At 70.7% G+C, this 12,632-nt stretch carries 8 protein-coding genes; 1 reads left to right on the forward strand and 7 read right to left on the reverse strand.

What is annotated here, in order from left to right:
• Positions 1 to 8: 8 nt before the first annotated feature.
• The 5 genes from ftsH to dacB all read right to left on the reverse strand — a co-directional run bounded on the left by ftsH (position 9) and on the right by dacB (position 9,663).
• Complete coding sequence (gene ftsH / locus AB0I53_RS05815; RefSeq protein WP_358597082.1) at positions 9 to 2,381, reverse strand: ATP-dependent zinc metalloprotease FtsH; 2,373 nt, start codon at positions 2,379 to 2,381, stop codon at positions 9 to 11.
• 229 nt (positions 2,382 to 2,610) lie between these two features.
• A complete protein-coding gene (gene hpt / locus AB0I53_RS05820) occupies positions 2,611 to 3,165 on the reverse strand; it encodes a hypoxanthine phosphoribosyltransferase (protein ID WP_132484498.1) in 555 nt (184 codons plus the stop codon).
• A gap of 90 nt (positions 3,166 to 3,255) precedes the next feature.
• Positions 3,256 to 4,245, reverse strand: a complete 990-nt coding sequence (gene tilS, locus AB0I53_RS05825; RefSeq protein ID WP_358597084.1) for a tRNA lysidine(34) synthetase TilS — start codon at positions 4,243 to 4,245, stop codon at positions 3,256 to 3,258.
• Positions 4,246 to 4,372: 127 nt separating this feature from the next.
• The gene (locus AB0I53_RS05830) at positions 4,373 to 5,500 is read right to left on the reverse strand and encodes a zinc-dependent metalloprotease (protein ID WP_358597087.1); all 1,128 of its coding nucleotides are present in this window, start codon (positions 5,498 to 5,500) and stop codon (positions 4,373 to 4,375) included.
• Positions 5,501 to 5,715: 215 nt separating this feature from the next.
• A complete protein-coding gene (gene dacB, locus AB0I53_RS05835; RefSeq protein ID WP_358597090.1) occupies positions 5,716 to 9,663 on the reverse strand; it encodes a D-alanyl-D-alanine carboxypeptidase/D-alanyl-D-alanine-endopeptidase in 3,948 nt (1,315 codons plus the stop codon).
• 146 nt (positions 9,664 to 9,809) lie between these two features.
• Between dacB and AB0I53_RS05840 the strand changes: the two genes are divergently transcribed.
• Complete coding sequence (locus AB0I53_RS05840; protein ID WP_358597093.1) at positions 9,810 to 10,298, forward strand: inorganic diphosphatase; 489 nt, start codon at positions 9,810 to 9,812, stop codon at positions 10,296 to 10,298.
• 205 nt (positions 10,299 to 10,503) lie between these two features.
• Here AB0I53_RS05840 and AB0I53_RS05845 read toward each other — a convergent pair whose 3' ends face one another.
• Together AB0I53_RS05845 and AB0I53_RS05850 are read right to left on the reverse strand one after the other, a co-directional pair.
• Complete coding sequence (locus tag AB0I53_RS05845; protein WP_358597269.1) at positions 10,504 to 12,120, reverse strand: MDR family MFS transporter; 1,617 nt, start codon at positions 12,118 to 12,120, stop codon at positions 10,504 to 10,506.
• Positions 12,121 to 12,303: 183 nt separating this feature from the next.
• A complete protein-coding gene (locus AB0I53_RS05850) occupies positions 12,304 to 12,561 on the reverse strand; it encodes a hypothetical protein (RefSeq protein ID WP_358597096.1) in 258 nt (85 codons plus the stop codon).
• Positions 12,562 to 12,632 lie beyond the last annotated feature (71 nt).

Raw genomic sequence — 12,632 nt, forward strand, 5'->3', positions numbered from 1 at the left:
CGGAGTGTTCAGCGGCTGGTGTTGCCGCTGCCGTTGTCCTGAGCCGGGTCCTGGCTCGCATCGGGGTTGGACCGCTGGACGTCGTCCGCCTTCGGCTCGCCCGACTGCGGCGCCGGGTGCTCGGCCGGGGCCTGCTGCCCGCGCTCCCAGGACGGCGTCCAGTTGTACTGACCGCCGCCACCACCCGGGTAGCTCGAACCGGACGGGTTGGTCGCCGGGGTCCACCCGGGCGGCGCGCCGTAGTTCGGCGGCACCGCCTGCGGCGCCTGCCCGTACTGGCCCTGCTGCTGCTGCGGCTGGCCCTGGTTCGGGTTCTGGAACTGCACCGTGCCCTGGTGCGCACCGGCACCGGCACCGGCCGGAGTCGGCTGCTCGTGGTGCGGCGGGACGCCGTTCTGACCGGCCGGCGAGGGCGCCGGAGCGGGCTCCGGCTCCTCCTTGACCGGGGGCCACGGCTCGCCGCGCTCCTTGGCCAGTTCGCCCCGCGTCTTGATCGGCGGCTTGTCCGACGGCGTCCGACCACCGAAGTCGTTGAACGCGGTGATGCGGGGCCGCTTCTCCACCCGGGCGAAGATCCGCTCCAGGTCCTTGCGGACCAGCGTCTCCTTGTCGATCAGCTCCAGCACCAGGTCGTCGAGGACGTCGCGGTAGGTGTTCAGGATCTCCCACGCCTCGGTGTGCGCGGCCTCGATCAGCCGGCGCACCTCCTCGTCGATCTCGTGCGCGACCTCCAGCGAGTAGTTCGGCTGCTGACCGGCGGTGCGGCCGAGGAAGGGGTCGCCCTCTTCCTTGCCGTACTTCACCGCGCCCAGCCGGGCCGTCATGCCGTACTCGGTGACCATCGCGCGGGCGATCTTGGTCGCCTGCTCGATGTCGCTGGACGCGCCGGTGGTCGGCTCGTGGAAGACGAGCTCCTCGGCGGAGCGACCGCCGAGCGCGAACACCAGACGGGCGATCATCTCCGAGCGGGTCATCATGTCCTTGTCGTCCTCGGGGACGACTAGGGCGTGCCCGCCGGTGCGACCGCGCGGCAGGATCGTCAGCTTGTACACCGGCTCCAGGTCGGGCATCGCCCAGGCGGCCAGCGCGTGCCCGCCCTCGTGGTAGGCGGTGATCTTCTTGTCGCGCTCCGAAATGATCTTGCTCTTCCGGCGCGGGCCGCCGATCACGCGGTCCACCGCTTCTTCCAGCGCGGCGGCGTTGATCAGCTGGCCGTTCTCACGAGCGGTGAGCAGCGCGGCCTCGTTGACCACGTTCTCCAGATCCGCGCCGGAGAAACCGACGGTGCGCTTGGCCAGGCTGTCCAGGTCGGCATCCTGCGCCAGCGGCTTGCCCTTGGAGTGCACGTTCAGGATCGCGCGGCGGCCGCGCATGTCCGGAGCGGACACCGGGATCTGCCGGTCGAACCGGCCCGGGCGCAGCAGCGCCGGGTCCAGGATGTCCGGCCGGTTCGTCGCGGCGATCAGGATGATGCCGCCGCGCGAGTCGAAGCCGTCCATCTCGACCAGCAGCTGGTTGAGGGTCTGCTCGCGCTCGTCGTGCCCACCGCCGAGGCCGGCGCCGCGCTGGCGGCCGACCGCGTCGATCTCGTCGACGAAGATGATGCACGGCGCGTTCTGCTTGGCCTGTTCGAACAGGTCGCGGACGCGGGAGGCACCGACACCGACGAACATCTCGACGAAGTCGGAACCGGAGATCGAGTAGAACGGCACGCCGGCCTCACCGGCGACGGCTCGCGCGAGCAGCGTCTTACCGGTACCGGGCGGGCCGTAGAGCAGGACGCCCTTCGGGATCTTCGCGCCGAGGGCCTGGTAGCGGCCGGGGTTCTGCAGGAAGTCCTTGATCTCGTGCAGTTCCTCGACGGCTTCGTCGGCACCCGCGACGTCGGAGAACATCGTCTTGGGCATGTCCTTGGTGAGCTGCTTGGCCTTGGACTTGCCGAAGTTCAGGACGCGGTTCCCGCCGCCCTGGACGTTGTTCATCATCCACATCAGCAGCAGCACGAGCAGGCCGATCGGAACCAGGTAGAACAGCATCTGCACCCAGAGCGAGTCCTGGGTGACCTTGGTGTTCCAGACCGGCACGTGCGCGTTGCGGATCTCGGTGACCATCGTGTCGGTGGCACCGGCCGGGTACTGCGCGATCAGCTGGTTGCTGCCCTGGAAGTTCTGGCCGTCATTAAGGGTCAGCCGGACCCGCTGCTCCTTGTCCTCGATGGTCGCTTCCTTGACCTTGCCCTGGGCGATCTGTTCCAGGGCCTGCGAGGTGGAGACTTCGCGGTAGGAGCGAGTCTCGTCGAAGAGCACGCTGAAGGCCCAGATCAGCAGAAACGCTGTCAGGATCCACAGCAGCGGGTTGCGGAGCAGGCGCTTTCGGTCCATTCACTTGCGGCCGACGGGCGGCCTCGACCCTCCCTGACTGTCACTTCGGGCAAACGGCTGTCGGTAGACACAATTCGCCATCGCCGTCAACCCCTTCAGACCAGCGTACCGGCCGATGCGAGGGCGCGACCATGTCGAGCTCGACGCAGGACGCCCAGCGTACTCGGCCGCCCGACCGCAATGGGGCGGGAGGGCCGAACCGGACACGCCTGCCCGGCCACTCCCAGGCTCACACCCCGGACGTGTAGACCTTCGGGTCCAGCGTGCCGATGTAAGGCAGATCACGGTACCGCTCGGCGTAGTCCAGCCCGTAGCCGACCACGAACTCGTTCGGGATGTCGAAGCCCACGTACTTCACCGGGACGTCCACCTGCACCGCGTCCGGCTTGCGCAGCAGCGTGCACACCTCCAGCGACGCCGGGTTGCGCGAGCTCAGGTTCTTCAACAGCCAGGACAGCGTCAGCCCGGAGTCGATGATGTCCTCGACGATCAGCACGTGCCGGCCTGCGATGTCGCGGTCGAGGTCCTTGAGGATGCGCACCACGCCGGACGACGAGGTGGACGAGCCGTAGGAGCTGACCGCCATGAACTCCAGCTGAGCAGGCTGGGGCAGCGCCCGCGCGAAGTCGGTCATGAACATCACCGCGCCCTTGAGCACGCCGACCAGCAGCAGATCACCACCGACGTGCTGGTAGTCGTCGTCGACCTGTTTGGCCAGCTCGGTGACCTTGTCGTTGATCTGCTGCTCGGAGATGAGCACAGAAGCAATGTCGCCGTCGTACACGGCCCGGCTTCCCCTCTTGTCGAATCGACGCGAACACCGGTCCTCCGGCGCCGGTATCCCACCGCCCGAGCCGAACGCCTCGGCGTCCCGTCAACCATCCGGCGGCTTGCGGCCCGCCGCTTCCACCAGAAGCGTGCCATGCGCCCGGCGCAGCACAAAGTCACCCGGCAAGGCCGGCCCGCCCTGACCCCGCCAATCGGCGACCAACGCGTCCGCGGCGCGCAGGTGCTCGTCGGTGATCTCCGGAACCCCTCGCGCCAACAGCCACGCGCGCAACACCCGGCGCCGCAGCGCACCCGGAACTTCCCGCAATGCCAAGGCATCGAGCGTCTCGCCCGACTCGACGCGCCCACGCACATCGGCGGCCACGGCGTCCAGCGCGTCGGCGTCCTCGCGCAGCTGCCGCGCGGTGCGCGCGAGCGCCTCGCGCACCCCGCCTTGCAGCACATCTTCCAGCAGTGGAAGGACTTCTGTGCGCAACCGCACACGTGTGAAACGCGCATCCGAGTTGTGCGGGTCCTGCCACGGCGCCAAACCGAGCGCCGCGCAAGCGGCCTCCGTCGTCGCCCGGCGAACGCCCAGGAACGGGCGCGCCCACGGCGGATCCAACGGCCGCATCCCCGCGATCGACCGGGCACCCGAACCTCGCCCGAGCCCGAGCAGCACGGTTTCGGCCTGATCATCGAGGGTGTGCCCGAGCAGCACGAGCGAACCCGGCGGACGCTCCGCGCGCAGCGCCGCGTAGCGCGCGCGCCGGGCGGCGGCCTCCAACCCCCCACCGCGCCCGACCTCGACCTCGATCACCCTGGCGGAACACCCCAGCTCGCGGAGCTGATCGACGGCCCGGGCGGCGACGGCGGCGGAGCCGGCCTGGAGCCCGTGATCCACCACCAGACCATGCACCGCGACGCCCTCGCGGCGAGCGGCGTGCGACGCGGCAGCGGCGAGCGCCAGCGAATCCGCGCCGCCGGAGCACGCGACCGCCAGCGGAGCGCCCCGGAACGGAGCCGCCTCGGCGGAGCCGAGGAGGCGCCGGACGGCGGTGCGGACGGCGCTGACGGCGGGATCGGGCGGCGGCACGGCGTCATTCTCCCGTCCGTGCTCGTGAGTGGTCGTTCCGGTAAGAACCGGCTTGTGCGCTCACGACCCTCGTGAGTGATGGCTCCGGTAAGAACCGGAGCCATCGCTCACGAGCGTCGGCGGCGGGTCAGCCGTGGATGCGGCGGATCCAGGCCGCGGGGTCGATGATCTCGGCGCGGGTCGGCAGGTGGTCCGGCGACGTCCAGATCGCGTTGAAGTCGGCCATCCCGATGGCGTCCACGACGTGCCGGGTGAACGCCGCGCCCTGCGCGTACTGGCGGATCTTCGCGTCCACCCCGAGCAGGCTGCGCAGCACGCGGTCGAGCAGGCCGCCGCCCTTGCGCCGCTCGGTGAAGCGCTGGCGGATGGTCGCCACGCTCGGCACCACTCGCGGGCCCACCGCGTCCATCACGTGGTCGGCGTGGCCCTCCAGCAGCGTGGAGATGGCGATGATCCGGTCCAGCGCGGCCCGCTGGCTCGGCGTCTGCAGCAGCTCGATCACCCCGAGCATGCCCGGGCTGGAGTCACCGCTGCTGGAGCGTGCCGAACGGGCCTCCCGCAGCACCGCGGGCAACCGGCCCAGCAGATCGCCGGTGGTGCCTTCCATCTCGGCCAGCAGCGTGCCCAGGCTCTCCGCGAAGTGCTCGCGCAGCCACGGCACGGCGTTGAACTGCAGCCGGTGCGTCGACTCGTGCAGGCACACCCACATCCGGAAGTCGTCGCCGGGCACGCCGAGCGACTTCTGCGCCGCGACGATGTTCGGCGCCACCAGCAGCAACCGACCGCGCTGCCCGACCACGCCGGATTCGCCGTACGGGTCGAACTGGCCGAGCACCTTGCCGCCGAGGTAGGCGAGCACGACTCCGGCCTGCACTCCCGCGCCGCGCGCGCTGATGCCGCCGAGGATGTCGTGGTCCCGCAGCACTTGAGAGTCCGCTGTGGACAGTGCGGCGTCGGTGAGCTCGGCGAGGCCGTCCGCCGCACCGCGCACCCAGGCGGGCCGGTCGACGACGTCACCCTCGGCGATCGGCAGATCCAGGCCAAGCCCGGTCTGCTCGCGGACGTGGGTTTCGGCTTCGACGCTGAACTGCCGCAGCGAGCGCACCGCCTGCTCGGCCTCGGACCGCGGCACATCCGGCCCCGGCTTCATCAACCGGACCGCGGTGGCGACGGCGACGTTCCAGTCCAGCGCCCGATGCTCCCCGGCGGCGCCCCGGTCCTGCGACGGAGGCAGGGTGGAAGGTCGGGCGTTCACACGACCGACCGTACCCGCTCACCACCGCGGCAGGTACCTCACTTTCGAGCGCCCAGCCGGGCCTCCGAGCTGCGCACCGTCCCCGACGCCGAAGCCGACCTCCGCAATGCGGAACTCCGGTACCGAAATGCCCCATTTTGCCTGAAATCGGGCACCCCGCCGCGGATGGGAAAGTTCCCGTCCTCGCCTGAAATCGGGCCGTCCTGACCGCGCTGCTAGCAGCCGCAGCCTCGTAGGGTTGCGGCGAGCTTGTCCAGCGCCGGGCGGGCCGCCGCCGAGCTCGTTCCGTTGGAGACCATCGCGAACACCAGCAGGCGGCCGTCCTCCGTCACCACCGTTCCGGCCAGGCTGTTGGCGCCGTCCAGGGTGCCGGTCTTCGCCCGCACCCAGCCTTGGCCCACGCCGTCCTGGTAGCGGCTGACCAGGCTGCCGCTGCCGCCCGCGATGGGCAGGCCGGGCAACAGCGCCCGCAGCTTCGCGGCCTGCGGCGGCAGTCCGCCCTCCGGGCTCGCGGAGGCGGTCGCCGACGCCAGGAGCTCGGCGAGCAGGTTCGGCGTGACCCGGTCGTCCAGCGACAGCCCGCTGGCGTCGGCCATCGTCGATCCGCCCAGGTCGAAGCCGTTGTTCTGGAGCACCTCGTGCACCGCCCTGGACCCGCCCGCGAACGACGGCTCGTTCCCGGTGGCGATGGCGACCTCGCGGGCCAGCGCCTCGGCGAGGATGTTGTCCGAGCGCTGCAGCGTGGTTTCGACCATGTCCTGCACGGTCGCCGACTGGACCTGCCCGAGCACCTGTGCGTTCGGTGGCGCCGTGCCCTCCGACACGTACGCGTCCGAGAGGCCGAGCCGGGCCGCCAGCGCCTGCGCGGCCTGCGTCGCCGGCGTCGGCGAACGCGGGCTGGTGTCCCGCTTCGGATCGGCCCGGCCGCCGTCGAGCATCACCGGTTCCATCGGCGAGTAGAACCCGGCCGCCACGTCCTGCGGCAGCCAGCCCGGGGCGACGGTCGGCCCGGTGTACCGGCTGGTGTCGACCTGCACGGACGTCACGTTCCCGCCGGTCGCGGCCTTGACCTGGGCCGCCAGGTCGTCGAGCCGCGGCGCGCCCTCGTACACCGACTCCTCGCCGGCCGGCAGCTTCGACAGCGTCGGATCGCCACCGCCGACCAGCACCACGCTGCCCGGCGTGCTGCCGCGAACCACCTTGGTGGTGAAGCGGTGCTGGTGATCGAGCACGAGCAGCGCCGCGCTGGTGGTCAGCAGCTTGCCGGTGGACGCGGGCATGAGCGCCTGGTCCGGGTTCTGCTGCCACAGCACCGACCCGGTCTGGGCGTCGAGCACGACGCCGCCGAGCGTGCCCAGGGCCTGGGTGTCGGAGAGCGGTCCCGCCAGCGCCGAGCGGATGCCGGACTGCTGCGGCTGCGGCGCGTTCCGGTCGAGCGGCTTGAACGACGGGTTGAGCTGCACCGGCGCGGGCGGCTCCGCGATCTGCGTCTTCATCAGGGCATCGACCAGGTTCGGGCCGAACGCGACGCCCGCCCCGAGCAGCACGACAACGGCCACCGCGACCGCGATCAGCACTCCGCGGCGCCGTCGCGGCGCAGCCTTCGGCGGCTCGGCCCTCACCGGCGGCGGCGTGGGCGGAGCGTTCGGCGGGATCCGCTGCGGCTGCGCCCGCGAGCCGGCCAGGCCCGCGAAGTCCGCCGGCGAAGCCGGTTGCGGCGCGGCGGGACCGGCGAAGTCCGCCGGCGAAGCCTGCTGCGGCTCGATGCGCTGCGGCTGCGCCCGGGGCGGGGCCAGGCCCGCGAAGTCCTCGGGCGACGCGGTCGGGCCGGGCGGGGCGAGCGAACCGCCGGTGGGTTTGGCGTGCGGCGCGGTCAATCCCGCGAAGTCCGCCGCCGACGCGGTGCGCGGCGGCGGACCGTCGAAGTCGGGCCGGGCGAACTGCTGCGTCCGCTCGGCGGGAGCGACCGGCGGCACGGCCTTGATCTGCTGCGTCGCGGGCCCCGGATCGGCGGCACGCAGCGCTTCGAGGTCCTTTAGGTCGATCCGGGTGGTCTTCTCCGACTCAGTCTCGGCCGGGATCCTCGCGATCTGCTGCGTCGAATCGATCGGCGCGGACTGCTTGGGCGCGTTGATCCGCGGAATCTGCTGCGTCTGGTCGATGCGCGGCGGCCCGGCGAGACCAGCGGCCTCGACCCGGCTGATCTGCTGCGTCTGCTCGACGCTGCTGGGCGGCGGTGCCGCCGCGGTGCCGCTCGGAGCCGGTGTCGCATCGGTGATCGGCGAGAACTGCTGCGTCTGCTCGGCAGGCGCGACCGGCGGCTCGGCGACGCGCGCCTGACCTGCGGTCTCCCGGTCGTTGCCCGCACCGCGCTCGGATTCCGGCTCGGCAGCAGCGGCGACGCCTTCGCCGGGTGAACTTCCAGCGGTCTCCGGCTCGGGCGTCGTTGCGGTTCCGGAGACTGCGCTCGTTTCGGATTCGGCCGCCGAGGTGGTTTCCGCGACGTCCGTTCCGGACTCGGCTGCCGCCTCAGCGGCGTCACCGGCCTCGACGACGTCTGTCGACTTGGTGCCGGTGTCAGCAACTACGCCGGGTTCGGGGTCGACCGCTGCGGTCTCGGCTTCCTCTTCCTGCTCGGCCTCTGCGCCTGGCGCGGAGTCAGCAGTCGTTTCGGTCTCGGACTCGGTGTCCGCAGCTTCCGCATCGGGCCCGGCGTCGCTCGGCTCTGCTTCGGGCTCGGCATCGTCCTTGGCAGGGGTGTCGTCGGATTCGGCGGCCGTGCCGGGCTCTTTCGATCCGGAGGCCGCAGCTACGGCGGCAGCCGCACCGGATTCGGCGGCGGTTCCCGACTCGGTTTCCGCACCGGATTCGTCCGAGCTTCGAGGCCCACCAGCCGTCCCGTCCTCGGCGGCCGTTCCCGATTCCGCAGCCGATTCGGACTCGGCGGCGGGTTCGGCTTCAGCCTCGCTGGATTCGGCGTCGGCCGTGGCTTCGGGCTCACCAGCGGCAGCGTCGGATTCGGATTCGGCTGTCTCGGATTCGGCTGCCTCGCCGGAATCCGCTGCCGCGCCAGATTCGGCAACCTCGCCGGATGCGACGTCATCGGCTGCCGTTTTCTCCGATCCGGCAGCGGGTTCGGCTTCAGCCGCCGCAGATCCCTCGGACTCGACGGGTGCGGATTCGGTGTCCGCTTCGGCTTCCGCGCTGGTTTCCGCGGCGGAATCGACCTCTTCTTCGGCGTCGGCGCTGGGGAAGACCGGTTCGGATTCGGTGTCGGCCGTCGTCGCGTCGGCTGCCGCTTCGGACTCGGCAGCACCGGTTTCCGCGCCAGCGGCGCCTTCCTCCGCGTCGGCTTCGGTTTCCGCGGACTCGGGCTTCGATTCGGGCGCGGTGGCCGAATCCTCGGCGGGCTCGTCGTCGGTTTTCGCCTCGGGCGCGGCTTCGCCGGTCTGCGCTGCCGCATCGGACGCGGGTTCTTCACCGAGGTTTCCGGCGACGCGCTTCGTCGAGCTCGCCGCAGCCTCCTTCGAGGCCTCGCTGCCGACGCCGCTGGCGGCGATCGGCAAGGTCTCCTGGACCGCCCCGCTCTCACCAGCCTCGCTGGCCTGCGACGACACATCAGCGGCCGCGGTCTTCAGCCGGGCGGTCTGCTGCGCGGTGGCCTCGTCGTCGCCCGAAGCCTGAGCTTGCGAGCCGCCGTCGAGAGCCTCGCGATCGACGGTCGCCAACCGCGCGGTCCCCGCCTCCTGCGGCGACTGCTCCCCCGGCTCGGCAACGCTGGCCAACCGCGCGGTCTCCGCTACGGCGGCGGTGTCCTCCTCGGCGGTCTCGCCGAGGCTGCCCGCGACTCGCTTCGACGCGGTCGCCGGCTGCTCGGCCGATGTGTTGTTGATCTCATCGGCCGACGGCTCTCCGGATGCCTCGCCGGGCTGCTCCGATCCTTCGGGCGCCGCGGCTTCCGACGAGGTCACGGCCTCGGTCGGCGGGTTCGGGTCGTTCCGGGGCTGGGTGGTCTCCGACGGCTCCGCGTCATCGGCGGGCCGGTCCGGCGGCGTGCCGTCCTGGGACGACGCATCGTTTCGGGTCGGGCTCTCGCTATCCGGTGTTGACGCACGGACGTCGGTTTCGGACACCTCACCCCCGGTGTTCTGGGGTTCGGGCACGTGCTCCTCCTCGACGGATCGCCAGCCTGCCAGATTGCGAGCTCCCACACTGCGGTGGGGCCCGGGGAGCTGCCGTGGTCCACACTAGACGTGGTCGCGCGCGCGAGCGGGCGGCTGCATCCGACGCAAGACGAGTGAGGAACCGCGTGGACTTCGACGTCACGATCGAGATCCCCAAGGGGAACCGGAACAAGTACGAGGTGGACCACGAGACCGGACGCATCCGTCTCGACCGGACGCTGTTCACCGCCACCCAGTACCCGGCGGATTACGGGTTCGTCGAGGACACCCTCGGCGAGGACGGCGACCCGTTGGACGCGCTGGTCCTGGTTCAGGAGCCCACGTTCCCCGGCTGTCTGATCAAGTCGCGTGCCATCGGCATGTTCCGGATGCGCGACGAGAAGGGCGGCGACGACAAGGTCATCTGCGTGCCCTCGGATGACCCGCGGCAGGAGCACCTGCGCGACATCCACCACCTCTCCGAGTTCTACAGGCTGGAGATCCAGCACTTCTTCGAGGTGTACAAGGACCTGGAGCCGGGCAAGAGCGTGGAGGGTGCAACGTGGGTCGGCCGCACCGAGGCCGAAGCGGAGATCAAGCGCTCGTACGAGCGAGCCAAGGAACAGGGGCACTGAACTTCCGCCCCATAGAAGGGCCCTTACCGCGCTGGATGCGGTGAGGGCCTTTCGCATGTTCGGGGTGGAACGTTTCCGCAGGTGCTAGCCGTGCGCGTGTTGTGTCGCCATAGCAGCACAACACACGCACGGGTCCTGACCAGCGGTTCGGCACACTTATCCACAGTGTTGTGGATAAGTGCGGATCCTGTGGATAAGTCGCCGGTCAGTCCAGGCGGATGTCGCGGAGGAACCAGGTGAGCGCGAAGGCCACCAGCACCACGCAGCCGCCGACGAAGAACACCGTGTCCATCGAGCTGGCGAAGCCCTCCAGGATCGGCCGCGCAAGGCGCGGGTCCAGGCCGTACAGGAACGACGTGTCGTTGATGTCGATCCCGGCCGCGCCACCCGACTGCAACGATTCGACGAACATCCGGTTCACCGGGTTCGCCAGCACCTCCGGGTCGTGCAGCGCCGCGGTGAACTCCGGCGTGGCGAGGGCCGCGCGCGTCGAATCCGCGATCCGCCCGCCGACCGTGCTGAACAGCACCGACAGGAACGCCGCCGCGCCGACGGTGCCGCCGGTCTGCCGGAACAGGTTCACCGAGGCCGTCGCCACGCCCATGTCGCGCGAGGTGGCGCCGGTCTGCACGACGAGCGTCAGGGTCTGCATCAGCATGCCCAGCCCGCCGCCCATGACCACCGCCGTCAGTCCCACCTGGACGAGCGAGGTGTCCACGCCGATCAGGCTGAACAGGAACAGCGCGACGGCCATGAACGCGGAGCCGACGATCGGGAAGACCTTCAGCCGGCCGGTCTTGGCGATCAGCTTGCCGACCACGCCGGTCGAGATCATGATCCCGGCGGTCATCGGCAGCAGCATCATCCCCGCCTCGGTCGGGTTCAGGCCCTTGACGATCTGCAGGTACAGCGGCACGGAGCTCAGCCCGCCGAACATGCCGATGCCGACCAGGAAGTTCAGCAGGTTGCCCATCCGGAACGACGACCGCCGGAACATCCGCAGCGGCAGCAGCGCCTCCGCGCCCATCCGGTTCTCGGCGTACACGAACAGCACCAGCCCGACCGCGCCGATGCCGTACATGGTCAGCGCGATCGGCGACAGCCAACCCCACTCGCGGCCTTGCTCGGCGACGGTCAGCAGCGGCACCAGCAGCACGACCAGCGCCACGGCGCCCAGGTAGTCGATGCGGTGCCGGACCCGCTCGGTGGCCACGTTGAGCACCTTGGCGACGACGGCCAGCGCCGCCAGCCCGACCGGCAGGTTCACCAGGAACACCCAGCGCCAGCCGTCGATGCCGAGGAAGCTGTCCAGGCCGGCGAACAGGCCGCCGATCACCGGGCCGATCACGCTGGCGGTGCCGAACACCGCCATGAAGTAGCCCTGGTAGCGGCTGCGCTGCCGTGCGGGCACCATGTCGGCGATGATCGTCAGCGCCAGCGACATCAGGCCACCGCCGCCGAGGCCCTGGATGGCGCGGAACGCGGCGAGCTCGTAGATCGAGTTCGCCATCCCGCACAGCAGCGAGCCGACCAGGAACAGCGAGATCGCGGTCAGGTAGAGGGGTTTGCGGCCGTAGATGTCGGAAAGCTTGCCGTACAGCGGCGTGGTGATAGTGGCCGTGATCAGGTAGGCCGTGGTCACCCAGGCCTGTGCGGTCTGCCCGTGCAGTTGGTCGGCGATGACCCGGATCGCCGAGCCGACGATGGTCTGGTCGAGCGCGCCCAGGGCCATGCCCAGCAGAAGGCCCGTGAGCACCGTCAGGATCTGGCGGTGCGTCAGTGCTGGTGCTGGTGCCGGGGCCTGCGCCGGGGGCACAGCCATTTCCGACATGGCTTTCCCTTCCAGGGGTTGCTCTTCGAGATGTGCCGGCGTGCGAGGCCGGCCGGAGCGCTGCCGCACGAACATCCCCAGAAAACTTGCTTGCAGCACTCAACTAGTTGGCGGCGTCCAGCATGACCCCCGATCAAATGCGAAGCAACTTCGTTTCCTGTGCCCTGGGCCACGTCAGCGCCGCCGCGCCTTCGAAGGTCGGTGCATCCCCAGCGTCGTGCCATCGGACCGGCGCAGCACGACGACCGGAGTCGTCGCGGCGTGCTTGCCGCTGCCCGGTGTGAACCGCTCGCGCGGCGAGCGCGGTTGGTAGAACCAGGCGAGCTCCGCCCGCGCCCGCGCCACCGCTCGCCGCCGGCGCAACTGCCTGGAGATCGCCGGAGCGAGTACCACCAGGCCGGACATCGTCGCTACCGCCATCCACCAATGCATCCCCGCTCCTTCCTCCTGGGGAGGAATGGCGATCCGCCCGGCTCGTGATGCGGCGGCCGTCGATACCCCCC

The sequence above is a fragment of the Saccharopolyspora sp. NPDC050389 genome (assembly GCF_040655595.1).
GTDB lineage: Bacteria > Actinomycetota > Actinomycetes > Mycobacteriales > Pseudonocardiaceae > Saccharopolyspora.

Excerpts from the sequence above, each read along its gene's own strand:
- ftsH (WP_358597082.1), bottom strand. The coding sequence starts at position 2,381 with ATGGACCGAAAGCGCCTGCTCCGCAACCCGCTGCTGTGGATCCTGACA.
- AB0I53_RS05845 (WP_358597269.1), bottom strand. The coding sequence starts at position 12,120 with ATGGCTGTGCCCCCGGCGCAGGCCCCGGCACCAGCACCAGCACTGACG.
- AB0I53_RS05850 (WP_358597096.1), bottom strand. The coding sequence starts at position 12,561 with ATGCATTGGTGGATGGCGGTAGCGACGATGTCCGGCCTGGTGGTACTC.